Source organism: Psychrobacter sp. D2 (assembly GCF_013608135.1).
Taxonomy (GTDB): Bacteria; Pseudomonadota; Gammaproteobacteria; order Pseudomonadales; family Moraxellaceae; genus Psychrobacter; species Psychrobacter cryohalolentis.
On record NZ_JACDXZ010000002.1, the window covers coordinates 53885 to 71760 of the forward strand.

Here is a 17876-nt window from a genome sequence, read left to right on the forward strand (position 1 = left end):
AGTGAGAATATGAAATGACAATCGCGAATGGCAGTATAGTAGCGCCAAAAAACACTGTAAAGCAGAGAATAAACCATAAAAGCTGGACCAATTAAAATGTATCAGCCCAGCTTTTGGTTCGATATATTTTATAATTAACTAAACTTGGCTGCGTTCACTGCTGCGTACAAATGCAGGATAGCCTAGCGCATAGAGCACCCCTTCAAGCCCTGTGACATTCACAGCGGCATCGGCGCGCGCTTGTACGATAGGTTTGGCATTAAAAGCCACGCCCAAATCGGCCAGTGCCATCATCGGTAAGTCATTGGCGCCGTCACCGACACAAACCACTTGAGACATCGTAATACCTAGGCGCTCAGCCGTATGGGCGACAATAGCCGCTTTTTTAGCACCATTAACGATAGGCAACTGTATATGACCGGTGACTTCACCTTCTTCGATATCCAATGAGTTGGCGTGTACTTCATCAATACCCAATTGCTCGGCGATATAGCGAGCGAAGTACGTAAAGCCACCGGATACAAGGACCGTATGATAGTCCAAAGCTTTTAGAGCGCTAATGGTGGCCAAGGCACCTGTTGATAATGTTAAGCGACTGCAAATTTCATCAAGCACGCTGGTTGGAATACCTTGTAATAACGCCACGCGCTGCGCAAAAGATTCATCAAAATCCATCTCGCCCCGCATGGCGGCTTCAGTGATGGCTTCTACTTGCTCGCCAATACCTGCCGTTTTTGCCAGCTCAACGATGACTTCTTGCTCAATCAAGGTAGAGTCCATATCAAAGCAGGCAAGCTTATGAGTGCGCAGCATATGACCGACCGATAAAATATGACAGTCTACAACATCCAAATGATCGCTTACGACGGCGTTTTGAGCGTTGTTATAAGCTTCAGTCAAGTCGCGACGCAAACGCGTGGTCAATTGGTCATCAATGATATGTGCGGCGGCAGTTTTTTTGGCAGGATGCATCAGGGTATCAGTCACTGGCACCAATAAATAACGGAATACTTGCACATCGATAAATGAACGTTTGGCAAAAGGTTGCGCTGTGTCTACATCAGCAATTTCAACATCTACAAAATTGGCATCAGCATCTTCTGCAACCGTGACCAGATGCCAATTTGGCTGCTCATCAACCCATGATTGCACATACTGGTGGATATCAAGTGAAGATACATGCGTCGGCAATACCACAATCAAAGCAAAAATAGGCAAGGATTGTAGTGCATCAAAATCCTGTAAATTGGTACCCTCTGGTAATAACGAGGCCACGGAATCAACCGCCTGTTGCCATGCTTTGCTGTCTTTTGGTAACGAGTAAGAGGTATTGTTTGGCATCGCTCAATTGTCCCTTGTATGCTGATATAAGATTAGGAATAATAACAGCTTTAGTAAGCAGCGACTATAGATGAGACGCAAAGTATCAGTAGCAAATAAAACGGCAACTGTTGCAAAAAAATCTCAGTAAAATTGAAATGACTCATTACAAAAAAATTATGATACTCGCTAACGCCATAACCCTTACTATGGTGATATAGTAGATGTCAATGAGTGGGTAAGTGAGCCGTAAATACTGCTTAAATGCTTGCGCCACACATAATTGCACAACATAACTACTGTACGATAGCAGCGTTAAATAATCAGTCTTATAAAAAAAGATTATTTAGACAATGCGGTATTGAATTGAACAAATATAGCTGCATACTCTTGCAAAAATGAGCGAATGAGCAATAGCCTCGTTTTTTAACTCCATTTATCCAAAAAAGTTTCCCATATCATGACCTATTTAGCGCCGCGGCAAGGGTTGTTTGCCATCATTCTTCTGGTTAGTTTTTGTTTGCAAACCCTATTATTGGTCATCAGTACCGATCAACAGCTGAGCAACAGTCGTGCGCAAAAAGGCGAGCAAATGGTTGCTCAGCTCATTGATGAAGCGCGCCTGTCTTTAGAAAATAAAGACCGCGTCAGCTTAAGCGTTATTGCCAATCGCTATACCAGCGAACAAGACGTGACTCGCATCCTGATTAAAGACAATAATGGCGATATCTTGGTGCCTGTCGGCAATGCGCCGATGCAGCAGGGTGATACCATTAGCCAAATTGCAACCAAAGGCGATGCAGTCATCGGTAGTGTGGCATTGACTCTAAAGGATATTAGTAAGGGTGAAATCATCGCCATGCAATGGCCATTTGTGATTGGTTCGATGGTGCTGCATTTATTGCTGTGGCTGATTTACAGCTATATCGCTCGTCCAACCAGAGAGCAAATCAACGCCATCAGCCGCGATGTTCAAGACTTGCATCGTGAGCAATATACGCAGCTCGACCAGCGTGGTTATGCTCGTGAGCGAGAACGTCGTCAATCAGTGTCTACTGCTGATAGTGATAGTGGTGAGACAGGTACTAGCCAAAGTGATCGTTTGGTCCATGACGGTCAATCTAATGGTCAAGCAGCTGCCAGTACAGCGTATAACCAGCAACCTAATACGCGTAAATTAGATATTCATAGTGCTGTCAATCAGTATGTCAGAACCCAGCAGAATCAAGATTCGACGCTCGATGATAATGCTAACGGTACAACTGCGGATACTGCCAGTAATATGACAGACAGTGATGTCAATGATCATACTGCTTATAAAGCTGAAGACAGTAGCCAGCATGCTAACAATCATGTCTCTCGATTGTCTGCCACCAGAGCATTTGATAGTGTCAGCGTCCAGATTGTCTTTCATGATGAGTTTAATATGCTTGAGCGCTTGGCACCGTCTCAACGTCTGCCGTATTTGGCACTCTGTACGCAGCTACTAAACCAAGCGGTGACTGAGTTACTGAAACAGCCATTGTTGCTGGGCGTGAGCGCACTCAATGAACCACAATTTGATGAAAGTGGTGCTTATGTGATGCTTAAAGCAGAGAATAGCCATGCAAAAGTTGCATTGGCAGGCGTGATGCTAGCCAAGCTATATTTGATGCTGAATAAAATTATTCATGATAAGCATATTGAGCTGTCACGATTTGCGCTGCCAGCCAAAGCTGGTGTGAGTGACAATGCCCAAGTCGATGCCATGACGCATCTGCTAGATAGCGTCGGCAAAAAAGAGCAGATGCTGATTTTATTGCCAAATGGTGGTCTTAAACAAATCAGTCATCACGTACAAGTACAAAGCGTCATGCGTCCAACGACGGTTTATGAGCGTGAGTGTGCAATATTCGATGGTGGCAATGATGCGATGATTCAGCGTTTGGCCGATGTGCGTAATGCGGTATTGATGATCGATGACTCAGAAGAGTAGGATTAGATACTCTATTTAACTTGCAGAAATTGTCTACAATTGCCTGCGCGATAATGACCAATAGTGTCTTGTTGTTGACTTGTAAATGCGTCATAGTAATAAAAAGCATTGACAAGGCTTAATAGAGACTTTATAAGGCATATATATATTGATAACTTTTCAGTAATTTTGCCAAAAAAGATAGGAGTTGGTCATGAGTGATGCTGATATTGATGACGATTTTGATGATGATTTCGTTGATGATGATGATGCAAAGATGGTTGAAGAAGCAGAGACGAGTGTACGTACACGCTTAAGTAGCCTTGAGAAGCGTCGTCTAATTGATAATCTGCTAGAAGAAAAACGTTTGGCTAAAGAGCTAAAGGATGATCTAGATGATATCGATAATTTTGATGAAGATGGCGATGATTGGGATGATGACGAACTTTAATTCGTCATCGCTATAATAAGGTTATCACGCAAATATTTTGCGAATAATTTTTAAGTATTGATTTGCACTATTATGGCTATTAGCTAACCATCGTTAACTAATTATCCTAAGTGTGCTGTGCTAAGCTGGTTGGGTTCTGATTTTGATAGTATCAATAGTGAACAGCACCTATTTAACCAGCTATTTCTCACAGCTGTACTTTAGCAATGATTGATTTAAAAAATCTTTGGGTAGATTGACTTATTCAAGATAATCGTCATCTTTATACCTCTCGTTATTTTATATAACTCTTATTTATTGCGCATGACGCAATCCATCTTTTAAGGACAACGACACCATGACCAACCAACTTAGTTTCGATGAACTACTCGATTATTTAGACAACGAAGAAAGCGCATTTGTACTTGATAGTGTGGCGACTCATGGTTTTTTGACTGCGACGGTTATTGGGCGTCCACTGCCTAATTGGTTAGAAGCACTGTTTGAAGATAATGTGGGCGAGATTCCAGCAAACGTGATTGATGGTATTCAGCGCTGGCGCGAGTCGATCATCGCTGAGCTAAAAAACGAGACGCCTATTGAGCTACCGTTTGGTGAAGATGCGGGCAATGAAGAAGTGGCGGTCGATTTTTCTGATGATTCAGATATTGTTGCTTGGTCGATTGGCTTTGTGGATGCAATGTATGGTGATGAAGCCAGTGATTGGATGGAAAACGAAGAGACCGCAGAAGATGTGGCCGTTTTGACCTTGCCGATGATTGTGCTGAGTGGTATCGATGATGAAGACCCTGAGCTTGCTGAGATGCGTAAAGACCAAGATAAAATGGTACAAATGGTAAACAGCATCGAAGGCAACTTAACTGAGCTGTTTTTGTTGTTCCATACTAACGACTAAAGAGTTTGCTCAATATAAATTATTTGAGCAATGTGCTTTTTAATACGTTTTAAAGTATCGTGCTTTTATCTTGAACGGGCGATACGTTTTTATCACTCTGTAAGTCACTAATTCTGTAGGTTACCAATAAGGCTGTACTATGACTGTCCAACTCTCCAATCTTGAGCACTTGCCCAACTATCAGATTACTGAGCGCTTGGATGTGGTATACGGCAGTACCGTGCGCTCAAAGCATGTTGGTAAAGATTTATTTGCGGGTCTAAAAAACATCGTAGGTGGTGAGCTCACTGCCTATACGGAGCTGTTAGAAGAATCGCGTCAAGAGGCGATTGATCGTATGATCGTCAAAGCTGAGGCGTTGGGCGCTGATGCAGTGGTTGGACTGCGTTTCTCGACCTCTAGTATTGCGCAAGGTGCCTCTGAGCTATTTGTTTACGGTACAGCGGTCAAAGCCGTACGGATGTCACAACAGCCTGTCTATCAATCAACGAATCAACTGCCGAATCAGTCATCAAATCATCATTCTCAATATGAAGAGCCTGTGGCGTCAGTTGCTCAGCCTTCAACAGTAAAGTCACCTGATGATTTACCGCGCTTTAATCCTTTTGGTGAATAAGACTACGCTCAAATACTGACAGGTAGCCTTTTTGATGATAAGAGACGTTCCATGAATCAATCGTTCAGCCAAATGTTGATGAACTATGCGCCGCTGTTGGTCTTATTTATAGTTGGCTGGTTTTTTGGTGCGCGTCATGAGCGTCAGCATTTGGCAAGATTGACGATTGCCGAAGCTGAGTTGAGCCATATTATTGTCTCAAGTGAGCGTTTTTATGTACCAAAACTGGTCTCACAGTCTGAGGGTGAGTTGGTGCTTGGTAGCGTCGTTATTGCGCAAGATTATTTTAAAATGGTCATTGCCAAAGTGCTGAGTTTCTTTGGTAAAAATCTTACTACCTATGAGACCTTGCTTGACCGCGCCCGCCGTGAAGCTCTAGTACGTATGCGCACCCAAGCGCAGGCGAAAGGCTACAATCATATTTATGGTTTGCGTCTTGAAGTCAGTAACATCAATCAATTGGGTAGTATGGTTGAAGCGATCGCTTACGGTACGGCGGTTATGAGTACTGAAAATTCTACTAAAGCGCCCAATAACGCTTTCAGCAATACTCCTGCCAAAACCTCAATCAATATTTCCAAAAAATAAGCGTTTATACCGTCATAGCTATTTAACTAAAAGTATTTAACGCCAATTATCAAAATCCAAATTATCCAAAAGTTCACATTAAACACTCTCATTTAATCTCGTTACAATCCCTTTTACTCCTACTCAATCTCTATATTCTGCATTTGACTGGCGAGTTGTTGAATAAAACAGCTAAACCTAGCTTTTGCCCTATATAATCCCCTTATTAATTCTTAATTATTGTTGATATTTAGCAATAGCATGCTATGAGATATGCTATAAAAGAATTGTTTAAAACGGGTGATGTCCGTTATCTATAAGCATTAGCAGGTAGTGACAAGCGTATTAGCAAGGATTGCTAATCAGGCATCATTTAATCATTATAAATTGACCTAGCAATAGGTCTTATCTACAGGGATGTAGTTATGGAAAGTCTGGCTCTAGTCACCTTAGTAAATAGCGTTGTTATTCCTATTTGCTTGTTTTTAATCATGATGGGTATGGGTTTGACCCTTATTACCAATGATTTTAAACGGGTATTAAAATACCCAAAAGCCGTCGGTATTGGCTTGACCAATCAGCTGATACTGTTGCCAATTATTGGCTTTGCCCTAGCTAATATCATGCCATTACGCCCAGAATACGCCGTCGGAGTTATGCTCCTTGTGCTGTGTCCGGGCGGCACTACCTCAAATCTATTTACCTATTTGGCTAAAGGCGATGTGGCGCTGTCGGTGACGATGACTGCGATTGCCAGCGTTATTACGGTATTTACCATTCCCATTGTACTGAGCTTTTCATTGATTTATTTTATGGGCAGCGGTAGTGAGTTTGAATTACCGGTAGTAAAAACCGTGCTTACCTTAGTGGTGCTGACCATTGTACCTATTAGTATCGGGATGCTGATTAAACGCTACGCCCCAAAAGTCGCCGATCGCTCACAAGTCTATGTGTCTCGATTTGGGGTGATATTTTTAACGTTTTTAGTGTTGTTTTTAAGTTATGTGCAACGCGATATCATTGTCGATGCCTTTATCGCTACTGGCCCTGTATCGGTATTGTTGAACCTCTCGACCATGGCGCTCGGTTATTATAGTAGCAAATGGTTCGGTCTTAACTTAGCGCAAAGGACTTCGGTGACACTAGAAGTCGGTCTACAAAACAGTACCTTGTCGATATTTATGGCATTAACGCTATTATCTAACTACGATATGTCGATGATGCCAGCTATTTATACCTTGGTAATGTTCCTAACGGCAGGCATTTTGGTGCGTATATTTAGCGCTCGGCACAATAAGCTGAGAAAGTCTGAGATAGAAAGTAGTGTGTTGGCAGCGCGTATGCTGTAAATAGGGATGAGTTATTTGTATAATTGTTCGATTATAATTTTTTAGTTATAAAGCTGCATAACCGCTTTCTATATAGTCAGTGCTAAATAAAATAAGTACAAATGTTATAACGGGCTACTGTGGTAAATTTTCCTTACTTGCTGTGTACTTTGCACGCCAGAGGCTGCGTCAAATTTATCCCAGCAGCCCACTACTATTTTTAAATGGAATTATTATAGTTAACGTTGGTTATGGAGTTTTAGCGTTAGATTTAAAAATGCCGTGCTGATTGTCTCTAGTAAGGTCCACGGATATTGTTTTTTGCTTCTAACTTATCCTTAGCTGTTTCTTCTTTTACTTTGGCTAATTCAAATAGGAAGGTACGGTTTTTAAGTATCGCGACAAATACCACGCCGCCGATGGTATTGCCGACCAACACCACAGCCAAAAATAGCAAATAACGCCCCAAGCTAACTGTATTGCCATACAACAATGCCGAAAATATCTCGATATTGCCAACGATACTATGATGCAACCCTAAAAAGCCGATACTACCAGTAATAAGGGTTACTAAGACGATGCGGCTAAGGGTATCGCGCGCTGAAGTCACAAGCCAAGCAGTAACGCCCATCATCCAGCCTGCCAATATCGCACTGCCAAATATCACCCACCATCTAAACCCTAAGATATGCTCGGCGTAAATATCAATGTCGCTGACGCTAAATAGCTGCATATTTAAACCTAAACCTATCATTAACGCCGCAAATAAACAGCCACCAACGACGTTACCCGCAATGACGATGCCCCAAAGGCGTAGCAGCTTATTGAGCGGTTCGATTTTATTGAGAACAGGTAGGCTTAGAAGGGAGGTCTGCTCAGTAAATAATAATGACTGACCAATGACGACGATGATAAAGCCAATCGGGTAAAGTAGAGAGGCGAGCACAACGGCATAATGGCTCGGCAGCACACCACTTAAAAGCGCAAAAGCCGATAAAATCATAAAGAAACTAATACCAATCTCAATCCCTGCCGTAAAGGCACTGGTAAATAGTGACCCAAGCGAGCGTTCAAAAGTCTCTTTGGCATCCATCACTTGCTCAACCAAAATGCTGGCGTAGCTTTTTGCTTGACTTACATTGTCATCATTGGCGACCTTCTTGATGGTTTCTCGGTCTTGCTGGCTGATCTCTTCAGAAAAATCTTCGTCTTTTAAAGTCTCATTAGCATCAATGTTGCTGTCTGATATGTTTTGTCGATCGTTCTCGTTATCTGGAAGTCCATCTTTAGCGTTATACGCACGATTGGCAGCATCATTCATGAGCCGTTTGTCCACTATATTATCAGCCTGAGGGTTACTTTTATGCTCGGTATCTTTGGACACGGTCGGCTCGCTGTTTATCAGATAATGATTTTAGGATAAAGACGCCATTTATATGCTAGTGATGTTATAAAATATATCTCATAGCATGACCCATATTTTATAACATCACTAGCACTTATTTTGTTGGAATCTCATTCGATTGGAGACGTTTATGGGCTTTTGCGCTTATTAATGGGGCAATGCCACTCTGCAAGTCTGATAAATTACCTTAGCATCTAACAAAATCTGCCTATCTGCGTTAAAATCACTCTATTCATTATTTTCATAATTTTTATATTCGCTTTAATCACATTCAATCAATAAAAGATAATGCCATTATGAGTAACCACAACCTCACCACATCTATTCAAGCGGCCTTAAGCCAGTTAGAGAATGCGTATAATCCTGCGGAAGTCGAAGCAGGCATGTATCAAGGTTGGGAAGAAAGCGGCTATTTTCAGCCGACTTTTGACAAAGACGAGTCATTTTCTATCGCACTACCACCGCCGAACGTCACTGGCTCGCTGCATATGGGTCATGGTTTCAACAATGCGATTATGGATGCGCTCACCCGTTATCACCGCATGGATGGTGACAATACGCTATGGCAACCGGGTACGGATCATGCGGGTATTGCTACCCAAATGGTTGTTGAGCGTCGCCTAGAAGCACAAGGCATCAAACGTCGTGACATGACGCGCGAAGACTTTATCGATAAAGTGTGGGAATGGAAAGAAGAGTCGGGCGGCAATATCACCAGCCAAATTCGCCGTTTGGGCAGCTCGGTTGATTGGTCACGTGAGCGCTTTACCATGGATGATGGTCTATCTAATGCGGTAAAAGAAGTGTTCGTTCGCCTGTTTGACGATGGTCTTATCTATCGTGGTAAGCGTTTGGTCAACTGGGATCCAAAGTTCCAAACCGCATTATCTGATTTAGAAGTAGAAAACCATGACGAAAAAGGCAGTTTGTGGCATTTCCGCTACCATTTCACGGATGCGGAGTTGCTGACTCAAGAGGGTAAAAACTATCTTGTCGTCGCAACCACACGTCCTGAGACTTTACTAGGTGATACCGCTGTCGCAGTCAATCCTAGCGATGAGCGTTATGCACATTTAGTCGGCAAAACCATTACTTTGCCAATTACGGGTCGTATTGTACCTATCGTCGCTGATGATTATGTCGAAAAAGACTTCGGTACGGGCTGTGTAAAAATCACCCCAGCGCATGATTTCAATGACTATGAATTGGGTCGTCGTCACAGCTTGCCATTGATTAACATCCTTGATGAGCGCGCCAATATTTTGCCAGCGATGGAAGTTTATCCTGACTTGCAGACACGTGAGCCAGAATTAGAGACCACGCCTAGCGAGTATGCAGGGCTTGAGCGTTTTGCCGCTCGTAAGTTCCTTGTTGAGCAAGCAGGTGATCAAGGCTGGCTAGAAGACATCGAGGACTACGCACTCAAAGCTCCGCGTGCTGAGCGTGGTGGTACAATCGTTGAGCCGTGGTTGACCGATCAGTGGTATGTCGCGGTCAAAGAGCTGGCCAAGCCTGCGATTGATGCAGTAGAGGATGGCAGCATCGAGTTCGTCCCTGCGCAGTACAAAAACATGTATATGTCGTGGATGACCGATCTGCAAGATTGGTGCATCAGCCGTCAGTTATGGTGGGGACATCGTATCCCTGCATGGTATGACGATGCAACTGGTGAAGTTTATGTCGCCCGTGACGAAGCCGAAGTTCGTAGTAAATACAGCCTTGGCGATGACGTAATCTTGCGCCAAGATGATGACGTACTCGATACATGGTTCAGCTCTGGTCTATGGACGTTCAGTACGCTTGACTGGGCAGACGTCAACGCCGATCCACGCGTGATGGACACCTTCCACCCGACCAGCGTGCTCGTGACAGGTTTTGACATTATCTTCTTTTGGGTGGCCCGCATGATCATGATGACCATGCATTTCGTGAAAAACGAAGATGGCACGCCGCAAGTACCGTTTAAGACCGTCTATGTGCATGGTCTGGTCCGTGATGGTAATGGTCAAAAAATGTCAAAATCTAAAGGCAATGTCTTAGATCCGATTGACCTCATCGACGGTATTGATCTGGAAGCACTGGTAGAAAAACGCACCAGCAACATGATGAATCCAAAAGACGCAGCCAACATCGAAAAGCAAACGCGTAAAGAGTTCCCAGAAGGCATCCCAGCCTTTGGTACGGATGCACTGCGCTTTACTTTTACCTCGCTTGCCAGTACCGGTCGCGATATCAACTTTGATCTAAAACGTGTCGAGGGCTATCGTAACTTCTGTAATAAAATCTGGAATGCCAGCCGTTTTGTACTTATGAACTGTGTCGATAGCGAAGGCAGTGCCAAGCCTATCGACCAAGCGGCAAACCCTGACGTTTGGGAATTACCAGAAAAATGGATCATGAGTCGTCTGAACTCTACCATTGCCGATATCCATCAGCATTTCGCCCAGTATCGTCTCGATATGGTCAGCCAAGATATCTATGAGTTCATCTGGAACGAGTACTGTGATTGGTATGTTGAGCTTGCCAAAGCCAGTCTAAATGATGACTCGGTATCAGACGATCGTAAAGCGCAAATCCGCTATGTGCTACTGCACGTGCTAGAGACGGCGCTACGCTTTAGCCATCCAATCATGCCGTATCTGACCGAGCAAATCTGGCAGACGGTCGCACCGCTACTGGGCCGTAAAAACACAGACAGCATCGTGGTCGCTGACTATCCAAAAACGGATGAGGCACAAATCAGTGAGCAGGTAGAGGCGGATATGGCGTGGCTACAGGAGCTAATCGCTAGCGTCCGTAACATCCGTGGTGAGATGAAACTGGGCAACGCGGTACGTCTGCCAGTGCTACTACAAAACGTCTCTAGCGATGAAGATGCGCGTCTATCACGTATCAAAAACCAGTTCAAAGCGCTTGCCAAAGTCGAGAGTTTAGAGATCGTAAAAGAGGGCGATGATGTGCCACTATCGTCATCAAGTATGGTCGGTCAGCTACGGGTACTCGTACCGATGAAAGGTCTGATTGATCCAACGGCTGAGCTGGCACGTTTAGGTAAGTCATACGATAAGTTGAAAGGTCAGTCCGAAGGTATCGCTCGTAAGCTAGGCAATGAAGGCTTTGTCAGTAAAGCACCTGCGGAAGTGGTCGATGCTGAGAAAGCGAAACTGGCTGAGCTAGAAGGGCAGTTGACAGCGATGACAGCGCAGATGGAGCAGTTGAAAGCGTTGTAATTAACACGGTAAACATCTGAATTAATAAAGAACGCTGTCACGATTGTGATGGCGTTTTTTCTCTCGATTAGTGTCTAATTTTTCTGTTTTTATGATATAACTACCTACTAGAAAATTAGCTTATAACTCATTGTACTATGCGATCTTATATTAATTAAAAAATATTGATACACGTCTGATTTTTATAAATAATTGAAATTTTTTGGAGATGTCTGCATGGAAAATATCAAAATTAGACCTAATACCAAAATAGGTCAGCTTGATGCAGAAAACGATGCCTCATTCTTAACAGAGTGTTTTATTGATAATGGGCTAGTTGATACTCTTTGTGACAGTATGCAAAGTGAAGCTATAATTTTGGGTCGTACTGGCGCAGGGAAAACTGCTACCTTGATGCATATCAATGAAATTGTCGATAAAGACAATTCAAAGTTGATTGACTTAGAAGATATTTTTCTAAATTATCTTGATAACTCTAATGTAATAAAATTTTTGCGTGAAAGTGAAGTTAATTTGGAGATATTTTACAAGTATTTATGGAGACATATAATTACTGTAGAATTCATCAAGCTAAAATATCCACAGTGGAACAGTAATAATAAACTATCTAATTTCATAAATGAGTTAGCAAATATAATCAAAAAGCCTCAAGAGAGAGTAGCCTTTGATTACCTAAAAAAGTGGTCAGATAAGTATTGGATAGAAACAGATGAAAATATCAAAGAAATAGTTAGAACTTTAACTACAGATATTAAAGCAGGGTTTGAGAGCGAGAATCCAATAGTCAACATTACATTAGAAGGCGCGAAGGAGCTGAGTGAGGAAAAGAAAATTGAAGTTCAAAATAGGGCACAGAAAATAATTAATAGTATTCAGATATCTGACTTGTCTAATGTTATTAAGCTGATGAATGATTATATCTTTAGTGATAATAAAAATACTTATTTTCTTCTTATCGATAAAATGGATGAAAATTGGGCATCTATAGATATTAAGTATGATTTAATTAAAGCATTAATCGAAGAGATAAGACATTTTAGAAATATCAATAATGTAAAGATAATTGTTTCACTAAGAGTAGATCTATATCAGTTAACTTTAGAAAAGACTAGATCTAACGGCTTTCAAGAAGATAAATTACAATCTTTAATCTATAAACTTCGATGGGAAGAAGATGATTTGAAAGAGATTGTAGATAAGAGAATACAGTTTCTGTACCAAAAAAAATATACTAAGGACAGTGTTGTATTTGAAGATATATTTCCAGCAAAGAATAAGAAGGGAGATGCATGGTCATACTTAATACAACGAACTTTCTTGCGTCCAAGAGACATTCTTCAGTTGGTGAACTATTGTTTATCTAACTCAGTAAACAAGGTTTCAGTAGATTGGGGTGCTATTGTTAATGCAGAAAAGGAATACTCGCGTGATAGGCTAAAAGCTTTATATGAAGAATGGTACGATATTTTCCCTTCACTTGAATACCTAGTGCCTATACTTTTGGATATACCAAATGAGCAGATGTCAGCTGATGAGTTAAGAGAACGTATTAATGATGAAGTGATCATAAAAATATACCAAGACTTAGAAAAAAACAACATCAAAGATTCTATATCTTCTTCTTTACAACAGTATTGGGAACAAGATAGTAGCGATATAACTGATTTTAGAAATGAGATTATTAGTTGTTTTTATAGAACTGGACTGATAGGGCTATCTGAGGATTATCCTGATAGTTTTGATTGGTCATTTAAAGATGTCTCATACAAATCAAATATGGATTGTAGAAAAGCAAAGTGGGCTAAAGTACATAAGATGTTTCATCACGCTTTACATATAAAAGAATAGAGAATCACGCTTAGTGTACTAACACAATGTTTTGTACAAATAATTTTCTATAATTGAGTATTCCATGAACCATCTCACCGTCGGACAACGCGCGCCTTTAAGCAACCTTGCTATTGATGATACCGCACTAATCACGCTCAAATTCACACGCCAAAGCCCAATAGAGATGCACATGATCTAGTTTAAACAAGGACGTTCACCATGAAAACAACATCAACTACAAAAGCCCTCACTTTAAGTGCTTTGTTTTTAAGTCTAAGCGCTTGCGTCTCTTTACCTACCAATGAAAACACCTTAACAGATGCTGATCTTATTCGAGCTGCCCAGCAAAAAGAATCAGCGCCAACCGAAGGCGCACAGCAGTGGGTCATTGGCTATCATCATGGTATTGCAGTGATCAAATCATTCCAGTGCTCAGACCTTTGTCCGCAAAATACCTTGCGCGTGATTTATTATGACGTACCTACCGATGCCACTTGTGACAGTATCGGCGGTGTGACCAAATCCATATTAGTACCTATTGCCATTACAGTGATGCCAAAAGAATACTGTTTTCCAAAGGCAATCGCAGACTACTGGGAAAGCTATCCTGCCAAACCATAGTGAATAGTGGCCGATATTTACCTAACTGCTAAACAAGCTACGTATCGGTAGCAAAACCGTGCAAAATCAGTCTTGAACCTAGGTTTCAATTTCTTTATCTTTGATAACTTATATAGGTAGTCCATACCTGATGACCTAATGTCTCACACTGACTGATAAAACTATCATGACTCAATTAAAAAAATCTTTTTATTACCGACCCAAGACCAATCAACATAACAATCCAACGGTGCGTTGGATGTTTTTGATATTTGGTTGGTTGTTTTTTGCCTTGGGTATCATTGGCGTATTATTACCTGTCATGCCGACCGCACCTTTTATCTTACTAGCGGCAGGGTGCTGGGCGCGTAGCTCACGACGCTTTCATTTTTGGCTGATTAATCATAAATATTTTGGTAAATTCGTCCGAGATTGGGAGGATCGCCATGCTGTACCTTTATATGGCAAGTGGCTAGCGACGATAATGATGGCAATTTCAACAACAATGTTATTTTTTAACATTCCTGCTGATATGATGTGGGTAGCTTGGCTGGTAGCCACGGTCTGTACTGGGGTGGCGGTCTATTTGTTCCGTTTGCCAAATGCCTAAAATGCGTTGATTTTAGGACGAAAAACAGTCAAAAAGTGGCTTTGGTTACATGAAATCTAAGATAAGACTTGCGAAAATGGGATCTTGCCCTTATAATACTTCCAAGCTTAAGAGCAGTTCTGCACCAAATCATTACCTCGTAGTATTAGTTATAATCCTTCGTTTTAATATTTATCGTTCAGTAGCTATTTGCAAGCGTTACCGGTCACTAGACCATTAATAAATTTAAAAGTAGGATTATCAATATGTCAGATACTCAAAAAGGTACAGTTAAGTGGTTCAACGAAGCTAAAGGCTTTGGTTTTATCGCTCCAGAAACTGGCGCAGACGTTTTTGCTCATTACAGCGAAATCACTGGTTCAGGCTTCAAAACTTTAGCTGAAGGCCAAGAAGTTGAGTTCACTGTAACTCAAGGTCAAAAAGGCCCACAAGCCCATAACATCGTTGCTATCTAATCTGTCTTTATAGACGCTTAGAGCAAGATGAAAAAAAAGCGAACCTTCGGGTTCGTTTTTTTTCGTCCACGATTTAGTATAAGCTATTTGCAATTAATAGCTTAATATCTATAACGTGCGCTTTATGTTGATTGGCTTTTAAATCAGACAATGAACCAAAAATGCCGATGACTATGCTGGTTGTCGGCATTTTTGATCTATATAACTCATAGCAAGGATGATAACGAACGGATAGGATGTTTGGTAGTTTACTTTAGCCAATCAAGCTAATACCAATATTAATAAATCCACCTCCAACGATCAGCCAAGCAAACATAATTGCCCCTAAGATAAGAGGTTTAACGCCAGCTTGTTTAATAGCGCTCAGATGCGTAGTTAAGCCCAGTGCAAACATTGCCATCGTGAGCAGCACATCATCTAGCATGACCATACTACGCTCAAAGCTTGCGGTCATCGGTACCCAAGTGTGCAGTAAGACGATGGCAATGAATATAAAGGCAAACCAAGGGACTTTGACTTCTTTAATACGGCTCATAAATGAAGCACTTTCACCATTTTCGCTACAGCCTTTGGTCAGAGCAAAAGACAATACCAGTAAGAAAGGGGCGAGCATCATGACCCGAATCATCTTGGTGACAACAGCTGTATCACCCACTCCGGGACTGACTGCGTTACCAGCGACGACGACTTGCGCCACTTCATGAATGGTTGAACCCGTATAAACTCCGTACTGCTGAGCACTTAACCACGGTTGCAACCAACCGAGATGATAAAGAAAGGGGTAGAGCAGCATCGCAATGGTGCCAAATACTACGACCGTTGCAACTGCAATAGTGACTTTATGCGCTTCTGCTTTGACGATTGGGTCGGCGGCGATGACGGCGGCAGCACCGCAAATACTGGCACCTGAGCCTATCAATAGCACGGTTTGTTTATCGACTTTTAATAATTTGGTACCTATCCAATAGGTCAATAAAAAAGTCGATGTTAGCACCAGTGCATCCGTCATAACTGCTGGCATACCTACGCTAGCAACTTGTGTCACTGTTAGTTTAAAACCATAAAACATAATGGCGAGTCGTAAAATCTGCCCTTTAGCAAAACAAACCCCTTCATTTAAACGCTTAGCAAAATTGGTATAGACCGTATTGCCAAGTATCATCCCGATTAAAATCGCCAGCGTCAGTGATGACAGTCCTACGATGCGCCCATTTGTCCATGTGTTTACACTAGTATTGAGCCATAAACAAAATAGACTGCCCATCAGCACGACGATGAGCCCTGCTAGATGGCCGCTGCGTGGAAAATAGTTGTTCACTGATTGGGTCAAGGCGTACATAACTGACTGTCCTATTATCTATAATCGAAATAAGCATAAGCTTATGAATAGACATTATAAGATAGACCAATCTATAATAAAAACAGATTAATTAGATACAAACTATCGATTTAATAGGTTAATGGAAAGTCTTAGAGTTGAAAAAATAGTTTTTTAGATAATAGAGGGTTTTTAAAATAACAGATGGTTTTTAGGTTATATCAATAAGATAGGATGTCCGAGAAATTATGAAAAAAGCCATGCAGGGATTACCAAAGATTACTCTCAAACAATTATCAGTGTTTGTCAGTATTTATCAAACAGGTAGTACCAGTCGTGCCAGTGAAGCGCTGCATTTATCGCAGTCGGCGGTCAGTAGTGCGTTGACAGAATTAGAAGCAAGGCTGCAAATGCCATTGTTTGAGCGCGTTGGGCGTAGGCTCAATCAGCACCCCAATGCCCATCCTATTTATATACAAGCTCAAGCTATCTTAGGGCAGTCGTTGACACTAGAGCATTATCATAAGCACCAAGCAGGGCAGATCCATATTGGTGCTAGTACGACTATTGGCAATTACGTACTGCCGCCGCTGCTTGCTAAGCTCTATGAGGCGCTGCCAGATGCAGATGTTGATATGTATATTGCCAATACTCAAGAGGTAGTAGCAGAAGTTGAGCAACTAAATATTGATATTGCTTTAGTCGAAGGTATGCCGCGCCCAGTAGATATGAAGGTGATTGAGCAGCGCGTGTGGCGCACTGATACATTGATGATTTTTGCTAAGCACAACAGCAAATGGTTGACCGATGTAGGTTATTACAACGATGCAAATGATTGCTATGAGCTGAGTATTGAGCAACTATCAACGCTACCACTATTGGTACGAGAAGCGGGGTCTGGTACGCGGCAGATCATTGATGAGCAATTATTGCAGCATTTGCCCAATGCTGAGGTGATTATGGCAATACAGCAGTCGGAGGCGATTAAGCATATGGTCAGCGCTGATATTGGACTTGGGTGCCTGTCACAGCACGTCATTGAAGCAGAGCTTGCAACAGGGAAGCTGGTACAAGTACAGGTTGCAGGAATTGATTTGTCACGTACATGGTGGCTGGTATGGCATAAAGCGCGCCATCAAAGCCCGATTTGGCAAAGCTTTATTGATATTATTCAAGAGGATCGTGTTTAAAGGTAGCTATAGTCAATTCCGTATTAAAAAATATAGCGAAACTGGAATAAATTTTTTGTAGCCTCTGTCGGCGCAGCCACAGCAAGCAAGAAAAATTTGTACCAGTT

15 protein-coding genes are annotated in these 17876 nt (G+C 41.9%); 12 read left to right on the forward strand and 3 right to left on the reverse strand.

Annotation, left to right across the window (positions count from 1 at the left end; all coding sequences use genetic code 11):
- Positions 1-138: 138 nt before the first annotated feature.
- Positions 139-1341 (reverse strand): phosphoserine phosphatase SerB, encoded by a 1203-nt coding sequence (gene serB / locus H0262_RS02895; RefSeq protein WP_181209630.1) that lies wholly within the window; start codon positions 1339-1341, stop codon positions 139-141.
- Between the two features lie 439 nt (positions 1342-1780).
- Between serB and H0262_RS02900 the strand changes: the two genes are divergently transcribed.
- The 6 genes from H0262_RS02900 to H0262_RS02925 all read left to right on the forward strand — a co-directional run bounded on the left by H0262_RS02900 (position 1781) and on the right by H0262_RS02925 (position 7152).
- Positions 1781-3295 (forward strand): hypothetical protein, encoded by a 1515-nt coding sequence (locus tag H0262_RS02900; RefSeq protein WP_181209631.1) that lies wholly within the window; start codon positions 1781-1783, stop codon positions 3293-3295.
- Between the two features lie 193 nt (positions 3296-3488).
- Positions 3489-3725 (forward strand): PA3496 family putative envelope integrity protein, encoded by a 237-nt coding sequence (locus H0262_RS02905; protein ID WP_011281113.1) that lies wholly within the window; start codon positions 3489-3491, stop codon positions 3723-3725.
- A gap of 337 nt (positions 3726-4062) precedes the next feature.
- Positions 4063-4620: a UPF0149 family protein gene (locus H0262_RS02910; RefSeq protein WP_181209632.1), complete on the forward strand. Its 558-nt coding sequence runs from the start codon at positions 4063-4065 to the stop codon at positions 4618-4620.
- Positions 4621-4759: 139 nt separating this feature from the next.
- Positions 4760-5236: a YbjQ family protein gene (locus H0262_RS02915; protein WP_181209633.1), complete on the forward strand. Its 477-nt coding sequence runs from the start codon at positions 4760-4762 to the stop codon at positions 5234-5236.
- A 51-nt stretch (positions 5237-5287) separates the two neighbouring features.
- Positions 5288-5824 carry a YbjQ family protein gene (locus H0262_RS02920; RefSeq protein ID WP_181209634.1) on the forward strand — a complete coding sequence of 179 codons (537 nt, stop codon included), beginning with the start codon at positions 5288-5290 and terminating at the stop codon, positions 5822-5824.
- A gap of 404 nt (positions 5825-6228) precedes the next feature.
- Positions 6229-7152 carry a bile acid:sodium symporter family protein gene (locus H0262_RS02925; RefSeq protein ID WP_181209635.1) on the forward strand — a complete coding sequence of 308 codons (924 nt, stop codon included), beginning with the start codon at positions 6229-6231 and terminating at the stop codon, positions 7150-7152.
- A gap of 274 nt (positions 7153-7426) precedes the next feature.
- On the opposite strand, the gene H0262_RS02930 is transcribed toward H0262_RS02925, so the two are convergent.
- A complete protein-coding gene (locus H0262_RS02930; RefSeq protein WP_181209636.1) occupies positions 7427-8515 on the reverse strand; it encodes a formate/nitrite transporter family protein in 1089 nt (362 codons plus the stop codon).
- Positions 8516-8832: 317 nt separating this feature from the next.
- On the opposite strand from H0262_RS02930, the gene H0262_RS02935 reads away from it, so the two are divergent.
- The 5 genes from H0262_RS02935 (at position 8833) to H0262_RS02955 (ending at position 15261) form a co-directional block, all read left to right on the forward strand.
- A complete protein-coding gene (locus tag H0262_RS02935) occupies positions 8833-11766 on the forward strand; it encodes a valine--tRNA ligase (RefSeq protein WP_181209637.1) in 2934 nt (977 codons plus the stop codon).
- A 216-nt stretch (positions 11767-11982) separates the two neighbouring features.
- Entirely contained in the window at positions 11983-13614 is a 1632-nt protein-coding gene (locus H0262_RS02940) for a P-loop ATPase, Sll1717 family (protein WP_181209638.1), read from the forward strand.
- 201 nt (positions 13615-13815) lie between these two features.
- A complete protein-coding gene (locus H0262_RS02945) occupies positions 13816-14217 on the forward strand; it encodes a hypothetical protein (RefSeq protein ID WP_181209639.1) in 402 nt (133 codons plus the stop codon).
- A 166-nt stretch (positions 14218-14383) separates the two neighbouring features.
- Entirely contained in the window at positions 14384-14806 is a 423-nt protein-coding gene (locus tag H0262_RS02950; protein ID WP_011514448.1) for a YbaN family protein, read from the forward strand.
- A gap of 245 nt (positions 14807-15051) precedes the next feature.
- Positions 15052-15261 carry a cold-shock protein gene (locus tag H0262_RS02955; protein ID WP_010201661.1) on the forward strand — a complete coding sequence of 70 codons (210 nt, stop codon included), beginning with the start codon at positions 15052-15054 and terminating at the stop codon, positions 15259-15261.
- Between the two features lie 253 nt (positions 15262-15514).
- Here H0262_RS02955 and H0262_RS02960 read toward each other — a convergent pair whose 3' ends face one another.
- A complete protein-coding gene (locus tag H0262_RS02960) occupies positions 15515-16600 on the reverse strand; it encodes a YeiH family protein (RefSeq protein WP_181209640.1) in 1086 nt (361 codons plus the stop codon).
- A gap of 227 nt (positions 16601-16827) precedes the next feature.
- Between H0262_RS02960 and H0262_RS02965 the strand changes: the two genes are divergently transcribed.
- Positions 16828-17769, forward strand: a complete 942-nt coding sequence (locus H0262_RS02965; protein ID WP_181209641.1) for a LysR substrate-binding domain-containing protein — start codon at positions 16828-16830, stop codon at positions 17767-17769.
- Positions 17770-17876 lie beyond the last annotated feature (107 nt).